Source organism: Leifsonia sp. PARNA 1/14 (assembly GCF_055720965.1).
The window spans coordinates 489,372-506,514 of the sequence record NZ_JBVQSP010000002.1 but is presented as its reverse complement, the minus strand read 5'-3'; the positions used below and the strand labels follow the sequence as shown (position 1 = coordinate 506,514).

General features: G+C 68.7%; 19 protein-coding genes. 3 read left to right on the top strand and 16 right to left on the bottom strand.

Annotated elements, in window-relative coordinates:
• Position 1: 1 nt before the first annotated feature.
• From AC0HS0_RS07460 to AC0HS0_RS07410, 11 genes are all read right to left on the bottom strand, one after another.
• On the bottom strand, positions 2-592 hold the full coding sequence (locus AC0HS0_RS07460) for an arsenate reductase/protein-tyrosine-phosphatase family protein (protein WP_472962853.1): 591 nt from the start codon (positions 590-592) through the stop codon (positions 2-4).
• Positions 589-2,010: a tyrosine-protein kinase domain-containing protein gene (locus tag AC0HS0_RS07455; RefSeq protein WP_472962851.1), complete on the bottom strand. Its 1,422-nt coding sequence runs from the start codon at positions 2,008-2,010 to the stop codon at positions 589-591. The genes AC0HS0_RS07460 and AC0HS0_RS07455 overlap by 4 nt, the downstream gene beginning before the upstream one ends.
• 156 nt (positions 2,011-2,166) lie before the next feature.
• The gene (locus AC0HS0_RS07450) at positions 2,167-2,565 is read right to left on the bottom strand and encodes a Fur family transcriptional regulator (protein WP_472962850.1); all 399 of its coding nucleotides are present in this window, start codon (positions 2,563-2,565) and stop codon (positions 2,167-2,169) included.
• A gap of 9 nt (positions 2,566-2,574) precedes the next feature.
• A complete protein-coding gene (locus AC0HS0_RS07445) occupies positions 2,575-3,432 on the bottom strand; it encodes a metal ABC transporter permease (protein WP_472962849.1) in 858 nt (285 codons plus the stop codon).
• Positions 3,429-4,289, bottom strand: coding sequence for a metal ABC transporter ATP-binding protein (locus tag AC0HS0_RS07440; protein ID WP_472962848.1), 861 nt, complete (start codon positions 4,287-4,289; stop codon positions 3,429-3,431). The genes AC0HS0_RS07445 and AC0HS0_RS07440 overlap by 4 nt, the downstream gene beginning before the upstream one ends.
• Positions 4,286-5,185, bottom strand: a complete 900-nt coding sequence (locus AC0HS0_RS07435; protein WP_472962846.1) for a metal ABC transporter solute-binding protein, Zn/Mn family — start codon at positions 5,183-5,185, stop codon at positions 4,286-4,288. The genes AC0HS0_RS07440 and AC0HS0_RS07435 overlap by 4 nt, the downstream gene beginning before the upstream one ends.
• Positions 5,186-5,264: 79 nt before the next feature.
• Positions 5,265-6,683, bottom strand: coding sequence for a dihydrolipoamide acetyltransferase family protein (locus tag AC0HS0_RS07430; RefSeq protein ID WP_472962845.1), 1,419 nt, complete (start codon positions 6,681-6,683; stop codon positions 5,265-5,267).
• Between the two features lie 25 nt (positions 6,684-6,708).
• A complete protein-coding gene (locus AC0HS0_RS07425; protein ID WP_472963537.1) occupies positions 6,709-7,668 on the bottom strand; it encodes an alpha-ketoacid dehydrogenase subunit beta in 960 nt (319 codons plus the stop codon).
• A gap of 329 nt (positions 7,669-7,997) precedes the next feature.
• Positions 7,998-9,137 carry a thiamine pyrophosphate-dependent dehydrogenase E1 component subunit alpha gene (locus AC0HS0_RS07420; RefSeq protein WP_472962844.1) on the bottom strand — a complete coding sequence of 380 codons (1,140 nt, stop codon included), beginning with the start codon at positions 9,135-9,137 and terminating at the stop codon, positions 7,998-8,000.
• A 4-nt stretch (positions 9,138-9,141) separates the two neighbouring features.
• The gene (locus AC0HS0_RS07415; RefSeq protein WP_472962842.1) at positions 9,142-10,251 is read right to left on the bottom strand and encodes a histidinol-phosphate transaminase; all 1,110 of its coding nucleotides are present in this window, start codon (positions 10,249-10,251) and stop codon (positions 9,142-9,144) included.
• Between the two features lie 46 nt (positions 10,252-10,297).
• The gene (locus tag AC0HS0_RS07410; RefSeq protein WP_472963535.1) at positions 10,298-10,789 is read right to left on the bottom strand and encodes a hypothetical protein; all 492 of its coding nucleotides are present in this window, start codon (positions 10,787-10,789) and stop codon (positions 10,298-10,300) included.
• 62 nt (positions 10,790-10,851) lie between these two features.
• On the opposite strand from AC0HS0_RS07410, the gene AC0HS0_RS07405 reads away from it, so the two are divergent.
• Positions 10,852-11,241 carry a phage holin family protein gene (locus tag AC0HS0_RS07405; RefSeq protein ID WP_472962841.1) on the top strand — a complete coding sequence of 130 codons (390 nt, stop codon included), beginning with the start codon at positions 10,852-10,854 and terminating at the stop codon, positions 11,239-11,241.
• A 76-nt stretch (positions 11,242-11,317) separates the two neighbouring features.
• Positions 11,318-12,697, top strand: coding sequence for an adenylosuccinate lyase (gene purB, locus AC0HS0_RS07400; RefSeq protein ID WP_472962840.1), 1,380 nt, complete (start codon positions 11,318-11,320; stop codon positions 12,695-12,697).
• 18 nt (positions 12,698-12,715) lie between these two features.
• On the opposite strand, the gene AC0HS0_RS07395 is transcribed toward purB, so the two are convergent.
• The 4 genes from AC0HS0_RS07395 to AC0HS0_RS07380 form a co-directional block, all read right to left on the bottom strand.
• Positions 12,716-13,102 carry a hypothetical protein gene (locus AC0HS0_RS07395; protein WP_472962839.1) on the bottom strand — a complete coding sequence of 129 codons (387 nt, stop codon included), beginning with the start codon at positions 13,100-13,102 and terminating at the stop codon, positions 12,716-12,718.
• A complete protein-coding gene (locus AC0HS0_RS07390; protein WP_472962837.1) occupies positions 13,099-13,698 on the bottom strand; it encodes a DUF308 domain-containing protein in 600 nt (199 codons plus the stop codon). The genes AC0HS0_RS07395 and AC0HS0_RS07390 overlap by 4 nt, the downstream gene beginning before the upstream one ends.
• 139 nt (positions 13,699-13,837) lie before the next feature.
• A complete protein-coding gene (locus AC0HS0_RS07385; RefSeq protein WP_472962836.1) occupies positions 13,838-14,344 on the bottom strand; it encodes a hypothetical protein in 507 nt (168 codons plus the stop codon).
• A 65-nt stretch (positions 14,345-14,409) separates the two neighbouring features.
• The gene (locus tag AC0HS0_RS07380) at positions 14,410-14,667 is read right to left on the bottom strand and encodes a DUF4287 domain-containing protein (RefSeq protein ID WP_472962835.1); all 258 of its coding nucleotides are present in this window, start codon (positions 14,665-14,667) and stop codon (positions 14,410-14,412) included.
• 124 nt (positions 14,668-14,791) lie between these two features.
• Between AC0HS0_RS07380 and AC0HS0_RS07375 the strand changes: the two genes are divergently transcribed.
• Positions 14,792-15,166, top strand: a complete 375-nt coding sequence (locus AC0HS0_RS07375) for a hypothetical protein (RefSeq protein ID WP_472962833.1) — start codon at positions 14,792-14,794, stop codon at positions 15,164-15,166.
• Positions 15,167-15,251: 85 nt separating this feature from the next.
• Here AC0HS0_RS07375 and dnaB read toward each other — a convergent pair whose 3' ends face one another.
• The gene (gene dnaB, locus AC0HS0_RS07370; RefSeq protein ID WP_295127694.1) at positions 15,252-16,625 is read right to left on the bottom strand and encodes a replicative DNA helicase; all 1,374 of its coding nucleotides are present in this window, start codon (positions 16,623-16,625) and stop codon (positions 15,252-15,254) included.
• Between the last annotated feature and the right edge of the window lie 518 nt (positions 16,626-17,143).

The window sequence follows — 17,143 nt, the reverse complement described above, 5'->3', positions numbered from 1 at the left end:
GCTAGACGTACCCCACGGAGCCCGCGCGGAGCGCAGGCGCGATCGAATGGACGGCGGGGACCAGTTCTGCGACCGACACCGCGTAGACCTCGTCGCTCTGGCGGAACGGGTCGACGATGTCGTCATCGGCCGGATCGTCCGGCAGTTCCGCGACCCCGCGGTTGGAGGCGGCGATGTCGACGAGGGCGGCGAGCCGCGCATCCGGCTCGGCCGACGCGGCGATCTCGGCTCGGTCGTCGCCGTTGAGCGTCTGCAGCAGCCGCGCGAACTCGCGGAGTGTGAATGCCGTGCGGGAGGCGCGCGGCAGCAGTTCGACGACGGCCTTGCGGTGACTGCGGCTGGCGACCAGCACGAGGTCGCTCTCGCGCAGCAGCTCCGCGGTCAGTTGGCGCCCGGCATGGCCTGACGGGTCGCCGCCGAGCTCGCGGGAGTACGCAGCGGCGCGCTCGTCCATCGCGTGCCCGGCCAAGGCGCCCGTCCCGGCGCTCGAGACGGTCGCATCCACGCCGGACAGCTCGCGGCGCAGCAGCTGCTCGGCCAGAGGCGAGCGGCACACGTTGCCGGTGCAGACGGTGAGGATGCGGAAGGTCATGCTTCGGCCGCTCGCCGGATCCGCGGCTCGATCGGGGACTCGTCCTCCACGATCTCGTTCGACACGCCGTAGCCGTAGACGCCGTACCCGTAGGAGTCCGGCCCCTTCACCGGGAGCATCGTCACCACGATGCCCACCAGGCGGCTGCCGATGTGGTCGAGAGCGCGCACAGCGGCAGAGAGCTCGTTCTTCTTGGTACGGCCGGAGGCTGCGGCGAGGATCGCGCCGCCGGTCAGCTTGCTGATCACGGCAGCGTCCGTCACGAGCAGCAGTGGCGGGGCGTCCACCAGCACGAAATCGAACTCGCTGGTCAGGTCGCTGAGCAGCGTCGCCATCGCGGAGGAGCCGAGCAGCTCGCTCGGGTTCGGCGGGATGCGGCCGGAGGGCAGCACGTACAGCTGACCGCGGCCCCACTTCTGCAGCACGTCGGCAAGGGTGGCGCGGCCGATGAGCACGTCGGTGAGGCCGACGGCACCCTCGACGCCCATGTACTCCGCGACCTTGGGGAGCCGCAGGTCGCCGTCGATGAGCGCCACCCGCGCCCCGGTCTCTGCAAGGCTGATGGCGAGGTTCGCGGCGGTCGTGCTCTTGCCCTCGCCCGGGACGGACGAGGTGATCACGTAACTGCGCGGGCCGCCGAGGTTCACGAACTGCAGGTTGGTGCGCAGGCTCCGGAACGACTCCGCCCGCGGGTTACGCGGGTCGGCGTGCACGATCAGCGGACGCTTCTTCGCCTCCGGGTCGTAGCTCACCGCGCCGAGGATCGGCCGGTCGGTGACCTGCTCGATGTCGTGGGCGTTGTGGATGCGCGTGTCGAGCACCGTTCGCAGCACGCTCGCGAGCACTCCGACGCCGAGACCCACGAGGAGGCCGAGCAGGACGTTGAGCAGCACATTCGGGCTGGACGGTCGCGTGGGCGCCGTCGCAGGCTGGATCGTCTGGACGTTGACGAGGCTGGTGCCGCCCTGCGAGTTCTCCAGCTTGTTCGTGACGATGTAGGAGGTGTTCTTGCCCACGGAGTTCGCGATGTCGGCCGCGCGCTTCGGGTCGGTGTCGGTGACCGTGATGTTGATGAGCACGGTGTTGAGCGGAGAGTCGGCGGAGACCTTTGCGGCGAGCGCGCCGGGTGTGGTCTCGAGCTTGAGTTCGTTCACCACGCGGTCGAGCACGACCGCGCTGCGCACGACGCTGACGTAGCTGGTGACCGCCTGCCGCGCGAAGCTGGTTCCCTGCACGAGGTCCGTGGTCGCGGCGCCGGCGTCGCTCGCGCGCACCGACACGTAGAGCTGGGTCGTCGCCTCGTACTTCGGCGTCAGGGCGAGCGAGTAGCCCGCAGAGACACCGACGCCGATGAGGGCGCACAGTGCGATGAGGATCCAGTTCTTGTGGAAGACCCTCAGATAGTCACGCAGGTCCAACGTTCGTACTCCAGCTTCTGCGCCGTTGCTTCTTCGGGCGCGGGCTCCCGGGCAGTCGGGTACACAGTCGTGTCTACTTCAGGAGTGCACTAATACTTGCATATTTGAGAACGGTCAATTGACCACGCCGCCACGCCGCGCGCACTGAGACTGTTCTCAGTCGGCGCGTGCGACCGCCACGGTACACCCCGCGCACAGCCCGAACACATCGACCACGTGCTGCGCCTGTGTGAAGCCGTGCGATGCGGCCGCGGCGCGAGCCCACTGCTCGACCTCATCGGCCTCGATCTCCACGGTGAGGCCGCAGTTGCGGCAGATCAGATGGTGGTGATGGCCGGTCGTGCAGGCGCGGTAGAGACTTTCGCCTTCGGGAGACTGCAACGAGTCGGCATCCCCTTCGGCGGCCAGGTCGGCGAGGGCGCGGTAGACGGTCGCGAGACCGATCGGCGAGCCGGTCTCGTGCAGGTTGATGTGAAGCGCCTGCGCGCTGATGAAGCCCTCCGTCGAGGTCAGGGCCTCGCGGACGGCCTCCCGCTGCCAGGTGTTGCGCTTCACGGTCTCAGGCTAGCCTGCCTGACTCACGACGCGCCGTGAGCCGCGGGCGCCGATCATCCTGCACACCACGTAGATGAGGAACGAGATCGTCGTCACATAGGGGCTGATCGGGAGGCTGCTGCCGAGCGCCAGCATGATCCCGCCGACGACCGAGAGCAGCGCGAAGCCGACGCTCAGCAGCGGCACGACGAGCGGCGACGACGAGATGCGCATGGCGGCGGCAGCGGGCGTCACCAGCAGCGAGAGCACCAGCAGCGCACCGACGATCTGAACGGAGACGGCGACCGCCAGCCCGAGCAGCACCATGAAAGCGAGCGATACGAACCGGGTCGGAACGCCGCGCGAGGCGGCGACGTCGGCGTCGAGGCTGTCGAACATCAGCGGGCGCCACATCAGCAGCAGCGCGATCAGCACGATCGCTCCGATGACCAGAAGCGATCCCAGCTGCGGGTCGTCGACCGACACGATCTGCCCGGTCAGCAACCCGAACTTGTTGGCGCTGCGGCCGGGATAGAGCGCGAGCGCCAGGATGCCGAGACCCAGGCCGAACGGCATCAGCACCGCGATGATGGAGTTGCGGTCGCGCGCTTTCGCGCCGAGCAGGCCGATCAAGACGGCCGCGATCAGCGAGCCGACGAGCGACCCGGCCACCACGTTCACGCCGAAGAGCAGAGCGATCGCGGCGCCGGCGAACGAGAGCTCGCTGATGCCGTGCACGGCGAACGCCATGTCGCGCTGCATGACGAAGACACCGATCAGGCCGCCGACCACGCCGAGGACGGCACCGGCGAAGATCGAATTGCGCACGAGCGCCAGCAGCTCGCCGTAGTCGGTGAAGTTGAAGAGCTGCGACCAGAGATCGTTCATGCGCTCGGCTCCGGGTGCGGCTCGCGAGCGTGTTCGTGATGTTCGTGGGTCTCGGCGTCGGGGATGCCGACCACGACGATCCGGCCCCGGCTGCGGATGACGTCCACCGGGGTGCCGTACAGGTCGGTGAGCACCTCGCTGCGCAGCACTTCGTCAGGTGTTCCGGTGCGGAACCGGCCTCCCGCCAGATAGAGCACGCGGTCGACCATACCGAGCACCGGGTTCACGTCGTGTGTGACGAAGACGACGGCGCTGTCGTGCTCGCGGCGACGACGGTCGATCAGCTCGCTGACACCGCGCTGGTGCTGCAGGTCGAGCGACAGCAGGGGCTCGTCGCAGAGCAGGAGCGCCGGGTCTCCGGCGAGCGCCTGCGCCACCCGCAGCCGCTGCTGCTCGCCACCCGAGAGCGATCCCACCGGAGTGTCTGCATAGCGGCGCGCTCCGACCGAGTCGATCAGCTGGTCCACCTGCGCGCGGTCGGCACGGTTCGGGATCGGGAGCCCCCAGCGGTGACCGTTGACGCCGAGCGCGACGAGGTCGCGGGCGCGCATCGGCGTGCCGGCGGGGATGAGCTTCTGCTGCGGGATGTAGCCGATGCGGCGGTCGCCGCGGCGGACGGGGTGCCCGTCCAGTTCGATGGACCCGGAGTCGAGGGCCTGCTGGCCGAGGATCGTCTTGAGGAGGCTGGTCTTGCCCGAGCCGTTCGGGCCGAGCACCGCGACGAACTCGCCGGCGTGCACGTCGAGGTCGAGCCCGCTCCACAGTGTGCGGTCGCCGAAGCCGAGGGCGGCGGAGCGCAGGCTGAGGACGACCTCGCGGCGATCCGGAGCCGGCACCCGCTCGAGCGGCTCGCTCATTTCGCCAGCGCCGCTCCCACGGCGTCGAGGTTGGCGCTCATCCAGCTGATGTAGTCCTTGCCCTTCGGCAGCGTCTCGGTGACCGGCACGACGGGGATGCCCGCCTGCTTCGCGGCCGCCAGAACGCGCTCGGTCTCCGGGCCGGAGGTCTGCTCGTTGTAGGCGAGCAGCTTCACCTGGTGCCCGCTGAACAGCGAGAGGGTCTGCTTCAGGACGAGCGGCGAGACGTCGCTGCCCTCCTCGATCGCCGCGCTGAACTTCTCGGGTGTCTTGTCCACGAGCCCGATGGCCTCGAGCAGGTAGAGCGGCACCGGCTCGGTGATCGCAGCGCCTTCACCGGCGTACGTCGTCTTGAGCTCGGCCTCCCGGTTCTGGAGGGCGGCCAGCTTGCCGGAGAAGTCCTCGGCGTTCTTCGTGAAGGTCGACTTCTGGGCAGGGTCGGCCTTCGACAGCGCGTCGGTCAATGCGGTGGTGAACTTCTGGATGGTCGGGAAGTCGTACCAGACGTGCTCGTTGAGTTCGCCGTTCTCGGCCTTCTTGCCGGACAGGTCGACGACGTTCAGCACGTTCGCCTTCGTGTTCTTCGAGCCCGAGCGGAGGGTGTTCATGAAGTCGTCGTAACCGCCACCGTTCTCGATCAGGATGTCGGCCTTCGAAACCGCGAGCTGGCTCTGCGCGCTCACCTCGAACGAGTGCGGGTCCTGTGCAGGGTCGGACATCAACGAGGTCACCTCGACGGCGTCGCCGGCGATGGTGGAGGCGATGTCGCCGTACACGTTGGTGCTGGCGACGACGCGCACCTTGCCGTCGTCGGCGGCGGAGCCGGCGGAGCATCCGGTGAGCGCGAGCGCGGTCAGGGCGGTGAGAGCGAGGGCGAAGACGGATCGCTTCTGCATGGGGGCCTGTCTAATTCGGCGATGGTTACCCCATGACACTAGCCCTTGTTGAGAATGATTGTCAAAATCATCTCGGTGGCTAGTCGAGCAGCAGCGCAGGCTCCTCGATGATGGAGGCCACGTCGGCGAGAAAGCGCGACGCGACGTCGCCGTCCACGACGCGGTGGTCGAACGAAGCGCCCACTGTGGTCACGTAGCGCGGACGCACCTCGCCATCGACGACCCACGGCTTCTGCTTGATCGTGCCCAGCGCGACGATGCCCACCTCACCGGGATTCAGGATCGGGGTGCCGGTGTCCATCCCGAACACGCCGATGTTCGTGATGGTGATCGTGCCGCCGGACATGTCGGCCGGGGGAGTCCTGCCTTCGCGCGCGATCAGGGTCAGCTCCTCGAGCGCCTTCGCCAGCTCGAGCAGTGACATCTCCTGCGCCTCTTTGACGTTCGGCACGATCAGCCCGCGCGGGGTCGCCGCGGCGATGCCCAGGTTCACATAGTGCCGGACGATGATCTCCTCGTCGGTCCACGTCGAGTTCACCGTCGGGTTGCGCCGCACCGCCCAGATGATCGCCTTGGCGACGATGAGGAGCGGGGAGATCTTCACGCCGACGAAGTCGGCCGAGTTCTTGAGACGCTTGACGAACTCCATGGTGCGCGTCGCATCGACGTCGACGAAGAGGCTGACGTGCGGGGCACTGAACGCGCTCGTCGTCATCGCGTTCGCGATCGCCTTGCGCACGCCCTTGACGGGGATGCGGTCCTCCCGATCGTCGGGCCAGGCGGGCGTCTGGATGTTGCGGAACACGCTCGCCTGAGTCGCCTCCCGCAGCACGTCGTCGCGCGTGATGTCGCCGATCGGGCCGGTCGGCGTCACGATCGTGAGGTCGACGCCCAGGTCTTTGGCCAGCTTGCGGATCGGCGGCTTGGCGATCACCGGACCGCGTCCGGCGGGCGAGGCGCCGATAGGGGCGGCGGGGGCGGGCGCAGCAGAAGCAGACGCCGGCGCGGCGGCGGCCGAGGTTGCGGGAGCCGACGAAGCGGCGGGGGCCTGGGCCGCGGGCGTGAACGTGATCGGGATCGAGGCGGTTCCCGGGTGCGTCACCCGGCGGCGGCGGCTCGTTCCGTGGCCGGCCGCGCCGTACCCGACGAGCACCGCGCCCGCCTTCGGCTCGTCCGCCTCGTGCGAGACGGTCTGAGCCGCGTCGGCCTCGGCCTGCGCCACCTCACTCACCGGAGCGGCGGGGGCCGCAGCCGCCTCGCCTCCCGTGACGGTGATGATCGGCGTGCCGACCTCCACAGTCTGGCCCTCGGAGACCAGCAGCTCGCCCACCGTCCCCTCGAACGGCGACGGCAGCTCGACGAGCGACTTGGCCGTCTCGATCTCGACGATCACCTGGTTGACGGCGACCGGCTCACCTGGCGCGACCTTCCACGAGACGATCTCGGCTTCGGTCAGGCCCTCGCCGACGTCGGGCAGCAGGAACTGGGACTCGCTCATGTGCGACTTCTTTCGTTCGGCGCGCTCAGTAGGCGAGCGCGCGGTCGACGGCCTCGAGGATGCGGTCGGCGTCGGGAAGATACACGCCCTCGAGCTTGGCCGGCGGGAAGGGGGTGTCGAAGCCGGCGACGCGCAGCACCGGCGACTCGAGCGAGTAGAAGGCCTTCTCGGAGACGGCGGCCGCCACCTCGGAGGCGACCGACACCATGCCGGGGGCCTCCTGCGCGACGATGAGCCGGCCGGTCTTCTGCACCGACTGCACGATGGGCGCGTAGTCGATCGGCGACAGCGAGCGCAGGTCGACGACCTCCAGGCTCCGTCCCTCCTCCGCCGCGATCTCCGCGGCGCGCAGAGCGACAGGCACCATGCCGGCCCACGCGACGATCGTCGCGTCGGTGCCGGTGCGGACCACCCGGCTGGCGTGCAGGGCCACGCTGTTCTCGAGCGTGTCCACCTCACCCTTGGGCCAGTAGCGGCTCATCGGCTCGAAGAAGATCACCGGGTCGTCGGACGCGATGGCCTCCTGGATCATCCAGTAGGCGTCGTGCGGCGTCGACGGCGCGACGACCCGCAGGCCGGCGGTGTGGGCGAAGTACGCCTCCGGAGCCTCCTGGTGGTGCTCGACGGCACCGATGTGACCGCCGTGCGGGATGCGGATGACGACCGGCATCGACACGGCGCCGGAGTGCCGGTTCGTCAGCTTGGCGAGCTGCGTCGTGATCTGGTCGAAGCCGGGGAAGACGAAGCCGTTGAACTGGATCTCGACCACGGGCCGGTAGCCGCGCATCGCGAGACCGATCGCCGAGCCGATGATGCCAGACTCCGCGAGGGGGGTGTCGAGCACGCGCTTGGAGCCGAACTCCGCCTGCAGGCCCTCGGTGACGCGGAAGACGCCGCCGAGAGGGCCGATGTCCTCACCCATCAGCAGGACCTTCGGGTCGTCGGCGAGCGCGCGGCGCAGGCCGGCGTTCAGGGCCTTGACCATCGGCAGCGACCGGAGGCGTGGCCCGGCGGGCTCGGATTCGGTCTCCTGAGACGCGCTCTCCGCGTCGTCGCTCTCGGGCCGCTGCTCCTGGTTCACGCCCTCGGGCTCCGCCAGCTCGTCCTCCGGTATCGCAGGCGCTTCATCCTCGATCGCGAACTCGCGCGACCACTCCTGCTCGGCCACGTGCTCCTCGAGCACGAGCGAGCCGGGCTCGCTCTCCACGATCTCCACCACGTCGATCGCCTGGGTCTCCGTCTCGGGTTCGTCGTGCTGCGTTTCGTCGTCGATGAGCTCGGCCTCCACATAGCCGGTCTCGCCTCTCGGGTCGCTCATGCGTCACCTCCGAAGGACGCCTCGTACTCGTCGAGCCAGCGCCGTTGCTCGTCCATCAGGGGATGCGGCTCGCTGTAGACGTGCTCGAACATGCTGGACGGGGTCGGCACCGAAAGCTCCAGCGTTCGCCGGCGCACGTCGGCGGCCAGGTCGGCCGCCTCCTCCTGCGCCGCGTCGAAGAACGCCTGGCCGACGCCCTGCTGCTCCAGGAAGATCCGGAAGCGCAGGATCGGGTCGCGCTCGGCCCAGTAGGCGACCTCGTCGTCCGTGCGGTACTTGGTGGGGTCGTCGCTCGACGTGTGCGCACCCATCCGGTAGGTGAGCGCCTCGATCATGCTGGGGCCCTCTCCGTTGCGCGCGTCGTCCAGATGCTTCGCGGTGACGGCGTACGCGGCGAGCACGTCGTTGCCGTCGAGCTGCACGCCGGGGATGCCGAAGCCGCTGGAGCGCAGGTAGAGCGGCGTGCGCGACTGGGTCGTCACCGGGACAGAGATGGCCCAGTGGTTGTTCTGCAGGAAGAAGACCTGCGGGGTCTGGTAGCTGGCCGCGAAGACGAACGCCTCGCTGACGTCGCCCTGGCTCGTCGCCCCGTCGCCGAAGTACGCGATGACGGCCTCGTCGATGTTCTCATCGCCGGTGCCCACCTTGCCGTCGAGCTTCACCCCGAGGGCGTACCCGGTCGCGTGCAGTGTGTGCGACCCGATGACCAGCGTGTAGAGGTGAAAGTTGCGCACCGCCGGGTCGGTCGGGTCCCAGCCGCCGTGGGTCGTGCCGCGCAGGAGGCCCATGATGCCCACGGGGTCGATCCCGCGGATCATGCCGACCACATGCTCGCGGTACGAGGGGAACAGGTTGTCCTGCGGCTTGGCAGCGCGCGCGGAGCCGACCTGGGCGCCCTCCTGACCGTGGCTCGGCACCCAGAGGCCGAGCTGGCCCTGGCGCTGCAGGTTGGCGCCCTCGGTGTCGACTGCGCGGACGCGCACCATGTCGCGGTAGAACTCGCGGTAGTCGTTCTCGTCGAGTCGCTCGAGGTAGGGGAGGTACTCTCCGGCCAGGTCGCTCGGCTGGAACCGGCCGTCAGCCGTCAGCAGCTGGACGGTGTTCGCCGGGCGCGGGGTATCGTTCGTCGCAACCACCGTTCTAACCTAACCGCTTGCCGGGGTGCCCATTTGGTAGGTTCCGCACAATATCTGCGCTGACCTCCAGGAGTTTCTCCACAGATTCCTGCTCTCCGACACTGATCCGGATGCCCTCCGGCGGGAATGCCCGCACGGTGAGCCCCGCGTCGAAGAAGGCGTCGTTGGCGGCCGCGGTCTGCTCTCCGGTGGGAAGCCAGACGAAGTTGGCGTGCGAGACGGGGACGTTCCAGCCCTGTCGGACGAGGGCGTCCCGCAGCTTGTCGCGGCGCATGGCGATGCGCGCGACACGCTCCATCAGCTCGTCCTCCGCATCGATGGAGGCGAGCGCCGCCACACGGGAGGCGTCGGTCACCGACAGCGGGATCGCGGCGGAGCGCGCCGCGTTCAGTACGGCGGCAGGGCCGACCGCGAAGCCGATTCGCAGTGCCGCCAGCCCGTACGCCTTCGAGAACGTGCGGAGCACGACGAGGTTCGGATAGCGCGAGAGCAGCGGGATGCCGTCGACCGACGAATCGTCGGTGACGAACTCGTAATAGGCCTCGTCGAGCAGCACCAGCAGGTCGCGCGGCACCTGCGCCATGAACGCCTCGAACTCGCCCGCGGTCACCACGGGACCGGTCGGGTTGTTGGGGGTGCAGACGATCACCACACGCGTGCGGTCGCTGATCGCCGCCGCCATCGCAGGCAGATCGTGTCCGCCGTCCACACGGTTGGGCACCTGCACGCTCGTCGCCCCTGCGACGGTGACAAGTCCCGGGTAGGCCTCGAACGACCGCCACGAGTAGACGACCTCGTCGCCGACGCCCGCGGCGGCAGAGATGAACTGCGCGAGCAGGGCCACCGAACCGCTGCCGAGGTGCACTTGCTCGACGTCCACACCGTGACGCTCGGCCAGGCGCTGACGGAGGTCGCCGCCGCCCGCGTTCGGATACCTGTTGAGGTCGGTGAGCGTCGCCTGCACGGCCTCCACGACGGACGGGAGGGGCGGGTAGGGGTTCTCGTTGCTGGACAGCTTGAAACCGTCCGCCGGTGCCGGTCTGCCCTGCTTGTAGGCGGGAACCGCCACGATCTCGGGCCGCAGCCGAACGCCGAGCGCGTCTTCGTCAGTCACAGACCCAACTTAGTCGCGGGCGCATGCCGCTGGGAGAATTCCTCTTCTACTGTGCGCGACGGCGCTGGATGGTGAGACGGATGGAGGAGTTGAGGAAGGCGAGGCCGAGGAACAGGCCAGTGACGCCAAGGGGCACAGAGTCCAGATCCCACCCTCGGGTGATGGGCGAGGCTGCCGAGACCAGGTAGAGCGCCGCGAACCACCAGCCCAGCAGCGGTCGGGCCGTCAGTCGCCACCAGGGGCGAGCGGGCGCGACCGGCTCTCCCCAGCCACGACACGAACGCGCGAAAGCGACGATCGCGATCGTCTCCACCACGATCCAGACGTTCGTCACGAGCGGGGGCGGCACGACCGTTTCGATGCCCCATCGAACGACTCCGGAGACGACCCACCACGCCACAAGAATGGCGAACTTGTGCCACGGGTTCGCGACCCGCAGCGGCCACCACTGAATCGGGGGGTACACCCTCTTCTGGCGCTCGGCGCCGACCAACTGCGGCGACACCAGGCCGTCTTTATTGGGCATCCCGCTCTCCATCACCCCGCGACTCTAGCGGCGAGCCCCTGCCGCTCGCGCCTCCCGTTTGGGAGGATGTCGGCATGAGATTCCTGCTCAAGGTGATCATCAACGCCCTGGCGCTCTGGCTGACGACCTTCATCGTCTCCGGCGTCACCGTCGTTCCGTACGCACACGACACCACCGCGACCGTCCTGACCTACCTGCTCGTCGCGCTCATCTTCGGTGTGGTCAACGCAGTCGTCGGCACGGTGGTCCGGGTCATCGCGTTCCCGCTGTACATCCTCACTCTCGGCCTCATCTCGTTCGTCGTGAACGCGCTGCTGCTGCTGCTGGTGTCGTGGATCAGCAGCCTCATGGGCTTCGGCCTCCACGTCGACGGGTTCTGGGCCGGTCTCTGGGGCGCGCTCGTGCTCGGCATCATCGCGTGGCTCATCGGCCTGATCTTCCGGCCGCTCACGCGCGACCGCTGACCCGCGATCGCCGACGCCTCGCGGAGTACGGGAGAATAGGAGCGATCCCACCACGCCGAATCCTGCGAGGAGTCCCATGACCGCCCTGCCTCCCCAGCCGCTCAGCCCCCTGGACGGCCGCTACCGCTCCGCGGTCCTCGGTCTCGGCGACCACCTCTCCGAGGCCGGCCTCAACCGGGCGCGCGTGCAGGTGGAGGTCGAGTGGCTGCTCTACCTGACCTCCCACCGCATGTTCGGCTCCAGCCCGCTGACCGATGAGCAGGCGCGCCAACTGCGCGCGCTCGCGGACGACTTCGGCCAGGCAGAGATCGACCGCCTGGCCGAGCTGGAGGCCACGACCAAGCACGACGTGAAGGCCGTCGAGTACCTGGTGCGCGAGCGCCTGCACGCGCTCGGCCTCGACCACATCGCCGAGCTCACGCACTTCGCGGCCACCAGCGAGGACATCAACAACCTCGCCTACGCCCTGACCGTCAGCGCCGCCGTCGCCCAGGTCTGGCTTCCGGCCTTCCGTTCGGTGATCGCCGAGCTGCGCGCCCAGGCCCTCCAGTACCGCGACGATGCGATGCTGGCCCGCACCCACGGCCAGCCGGCGACGCCGACGACCATGGGTAAGGAGCTCGCGGTCTTCGTCCACCGTCTCGAGCGCCTGCGCACCCAGATCGAGAGCACCGAGTACCTCGGCAAGTTCAGCGGAGCGACCGGCACCTTCGCCGCCCACCTCGTCGCCGACCCCGAGGCCGACTGGCCGCGGGTCTCGCGCGAGTTCGTCGAGAGCCTCGGCCTCGACTGGAACCCGCTGACGACGCAGATCGAGTCGCACGACTGGCAGGCCGAGCTCTACTCCCGCATCTCGCACGCCAACCGCGTCCTCCACAACCTCTGCACCGACGTCTGGACGTACATCTCGCTCGGCTACTTCCGGCAGACTCCCGAGCCCGGGGCGACCGGCTCGTCGACGATGCCGCACAAGGTCAACCCGATCCGCTTCGAGAACGCGGAGGCCAACCTCGAGCTCTCGAGCGCCGTGCTCGACTCGCTCGCGTCGACGCTGGTGACCAGCCGGCTTCAGCGCGACCTCACCGACTCGACCACCCAGCGCAACATCGGCGTTGGCCTCGGGCACTCGCTGCTCGCCCTCGACAACATCCAGCGCGGCCTCGCCCAGATCTCGCTCGACCGCGAGGCTCTCGCCGTCGACCTCGACCTCAACTGGGAGGTCCTGGCCGAGGCGATCCAGACGGTGATCCGCGCCGAGGTCACCGCCGGTCGGTCCACGATCTCCGACCCGTATGCGCTGCTGAAGGAGCTCACGCGCGGCAAGCGCGTGGACCACGAGGCGCTGACGGCGTTCGTCGACGGCCTCGATATCGGTCAGGCCGCCAAGAACCGCCTGCTGGCGCTCACGCCCGGCGCGTACGTCGGTCTGGCCTCGGAGCTGGTCGACCGCCTCTGAGGGCGGCCGCGGCCCGAGTCAGTGGGCGGCCGGACGACCCTGGTCGGGATCGTCGCCCTGCGCGGCATCGGGGGCGTTCGCGTCTGTCGCCGGGCGAGCCGTGTCGCCGGCCTTCTCGGCCTTCTCCTGTGCCTCCACGTCCTGTTCGTGGATGTCTTCGACCTCAGCTGCCGTCGGCTTGAACGCGAGTGCGAAAAGCGCCATCAGCACGAGCGACAGGATGAAGGCGATCCCGAGCGCGACGCCGGCCAGGATGAACTCGCGCGTCGCGATCAGGACGATGAGCCCGACGAAGACGCCGAGGCCGGCCGAGATGCCGAGCAGCTCCGCGGGGAGGAAGCGGTCGCGGCGGCTCGGCTGGAGGGTGTTGGTCACGCTGGGGTCTTTCTTGTCGCGCTTGGTCACGATCCGCCCTCGATCCGGCGGGAGGCCGCAGCGGTGCGCGCGGCCGTGCGCAGGGAAGCCGCGCCGATGCCCTGGAAGACGCCGACGATGACCGCCCAGGCGCCGAAGAGTCCGATGGCGAGCACGGCGTCGGCCGGAACGAGGAGGAGCACCAGGGCCAGGATCGCGGTCAGCGCCCCGGTGATGAGCCAGTCACGGGCGGCGGCGTCGCGACGGCGCTCGCGCACCCAGCTGTAGAGCTCGAGGACGCCGGTGAGCGCCGCCCAGACCGTCACGAGGTAGAGGAAGAGGCCGAGTCCGCCGCCGTTGAGAGCGAGAGCGACCACTCCGGCGACCACGCCGATCGCACCCTGCACGGCGAAGAGCGTTCGCGTGAGGCCGCGGGTGCCGAACAGGAGGGTGAGGAGGCTGGTCGCGAGGCCGTCGATCACGGCGAAGAGCCCGAAGACGATGAGGCCGAACTGAGCGGTGTGCGCGTCACGCGTGAAGGTGACCACGGCGGCGGTCGCGAGCGCGACGAGCGCGCGCACAGCGGGGACGACCCAATAACGGCTCGGGTTCGGATCGCCCTGATTCTGGGGAACGGCGGGTGCCACTCGGCGACCTCTCTCAGTCAGGATTCGCTCCCCAGTCTAGTCGGGGGCTTCCTGCGCGTTTGCCGCGCACAGCCGCGGCGGAGGTGTCCCTTCTCGAATCCTCCGGGCGCCTCCGGGCGCCTCCTGACGCCTCCTGACGCTACGCCGAGGCGCCGTCGACGGCCGGCTCGACGCGTGCCCACCCGATGAGCGCGGCGAGCGCGCCGACGACGAGGACGAAGGCGCCCGTGGGGAGGATCGTCGCGGCGATCGCGTGGTGCCCGCTCAGCGTGATGAGGATTCCGGCGGCCGTCCCGAACACGGCGACGATCGCGAAAGAGGCGGAGACGACACGCTCGACGCCACTCTGAAGCGTCGCCCGCACGACGAGCGCAGCGGACACGATCGCCCAGGTGGCGACGACGGGAAGTGCGACGATGGCACCGAGATCGTCGGTGAGCAGGAGGCCGGGCACGACATACACAACGGCCGCGGCGAGCAGTAGTGCCGCTCCCAGCGAGGCGAAGACCGTCAGGCGAGCACGCTCGCTCCCGAGTCGACCGACCGGCTCGATCAGGCTGGGCCAGGTGAACGCGAGCGCGAACGACACCACCGCGAACGCGACGGCGCCTGCACCCTGCAGCAGCGAGAGGAGGATCGTGTTCATCCTCCCATCTCACGCGAAGCGGGATGCGAGCGCGTCAGTCCGCAGGATGATTCCCTACTCGGAGGTCACTCGCTCTTCGCGAGCTCCGCTCGCGCGTAACCGACGATCGCGTTGGCGTGCCCGTGACCCATCCCGTACTCCGATTTGAGCCAGGCGACGGCCTCCATGTGTGACGAGCCGCCGTCGAGCCGCTGGACGGTCATGTCCAGCCAGTCCTGCACGGGGCGCCCGTAGTTCTTCTCGATGCTCGGGAAGTAGGACGCCGGGCCCATGACCTTCTCGCCAGGCGCGATCTGCGGGGCGAGGACGCGATGCTCGGACATGCCGCGATCCTATCCCTGCGCCTCCCGGACCGGACGGTGTCGTTCCGGGGCGACCTCGTTCGACGTTGTAACGAGCACAGGCGATCGGAGGGAATCCATGAACACGACATCACGACTCGGAGCGGTGGCTGGCACTAGCCTTCTGCTGGCGGGACTGCTCGCCGGGTGCACGACCGCGTCCACACCGGTGGGGGACGACGCCGGCCTCGCGGCGTCCGCCACGATGACGACCTCGCTGCCCGCCGACTTCCCTCGCGCCCGAGTGCCGGTGATCGCCGGCACGGTGATCGCCGCGTCCGGCGACGTGGCACACGGTTGGACCGTCGCGATCGCTCCTGCGCGGGTTCAGGGGATGGCGGAGGCGACGGGCCTCCTCGCCGCTGCGGGGTATGTGAGCCGATCGTTTCGGTCCGACCCCGCGATCCTCTCCGGTCCGCTCTACGACGTTCGCGTGACCGACGCCGGCGGCACGATCGTCTATGCCGTTCGGCCGAGGTGACGCCGTGTGCGCAGGCTGTCGGGGGATCGACCGAGCAAAGATCGACGCCTCGGGCTGACGCTCGGCCCCGTGCGACATCAGCCGATCAGATCGGCGCCATGTCGGTGAACCGGGAGTACATGCCCTGGAAGGCGACCGTCACGGTCCGGGTGGGGCCGTTGCGGTGCTTCGCAACGATGAGGTCGGCCTCGCCGGCTCGCGGATTGTCCTTCTCGTAGGCCGATTCGCGGTGCAGCAGGATGACGACGTCGGCGTCCTGCTCGATCGAGCCGGACTCTCGAAGGTCGCTCAGGGCCGGAAGCTTGTCCGCGCGCTGCTCCGGTCCACGGTTCAGCTGCGAGAGGGCGATGACGGGCACCTGGAGCTCCTTGGCGAGCAGCTTGAGCGCACGCGAGAACTCGCTGACCTCCTGCTGGCGGCTCTCGACGCGCTTGCCGCTGGTCATCAGTTGGAGGTAGTCGATGATGACCATCTTGAGGCCGACGCGCTGCTTGAGGCGCCGGCACTTGGCGCGGATCTCGACGAGGGTCATGTTGGGGCTGTCGTCGATGTAGAGCGGAGCGTCGTTGATGCGCCCGCGGGTGGAGGCGATGGTCGTCCAGTCGCGGTTGTCGACGGTTCCCTTGCGCATGTGCTGCAGCGGGACCGTCGCCTCGGCGGAGAGCAATCGCATCGCGATCTCGCTGCGCCCCATCTCGAGCGAGAAGAAGATGGTGGGCATGTCGTGCTTGATGGCAGCCGCCCGCGCGAAGTCGAGCGCGAGGGTCGACTTGCCGAGTGCAGGACGCGCCGCCACGATGACCATCTGCCCCGGGTGGAGGCCGTTGGTCAACTCGTCGAGCTCGGCGAACCCGGTGGGAACGCCGGTCATCGAGCCGTCCTTGTGCTTGGCGGCCTCGATCTCGTCGATGGCGACCGTGACTGCTTCGGTCAGCGGGACGTAGTCCTCGGCCTCCTGGGTGCCGGTGACGGAGTAGATCTCGGCCTGCGCGTTGTTGACGAGGTCGAGGACCTCGCCCTCGGCCTTGTAGCCCATCTGCGTGATACGCGTACCGGCCTCGACCAGGCGGCGCAGCAAGGCCTTCTCGGTGACGATGTTCGCGTAGTAGCCGGCGTTGGCAGCCGTGGGCACGAGGCTGGTGAGTGTGTGCAGATACTCGGCGCCCCCTGCGCGGGAGAGTTCTCCGAGCTTGGTGAGCTCATCGGTGACGGTGATGACATCGGTCGGCTCACCGTGCGAGTACAGCGAGAGGATCGCGTCGTAGATGATCTCGTGCTTGGGGATGTAGAAGTCGGTGCCGCGGACGACCTCGACGACATCGGCGACGGCGTCCTTGCTCAGGAGCATGCCGCCGAGAGCGCTCTGCTCGGCGAGGAGGTCATGCGGAGGGGTGCGCTCGGGGGAGCGGGCCTCGCCCGGTTCGCGACTGTCTGCGAGACCGATATGGGCGATCGACACGTTCTCTCCTCACTTCTGCTGCTGAGCGGCACCGAACGATGCCGCCACCTCCAGCCTGCGCCGCCGCCAGCTCGGCGGTACGCGGGCGCGCCGATGACGGCTGCTCCTGGAATGCTGGAGTAGCCGCACCGAAGCGCGTCCGATCGCAGACTACGGACGGCCACCGACAACGCCTCGCACCACGAACGACCGTGGTGCGAGCCGATCCTCGGCGGCCTTCCGTCGACGTCGCTCCACCCTATTAACCGGTCGGCATCCACCACAACTCGCCCTGTGGATAACTGTGGGGATAATCTGCGCGAAACGCCGATGCGTCTGTGCAGAAGATGTGGGAACTCATGTGGAAAACAAATAGTTTTGTCGGAATAAAACCGTCCGGACCAGGACTTTTAGTTTCCCCAGCCTGTGTGTAGAAAACTCTTCTCGACCTGTGGTCGAAGCTCGTCGGCGGTCATTCACGACTGTGGATGGAGCCGGGGAAAACTCCCTTAACGAGGTGTAGCGGGGGGGGGGGGGGA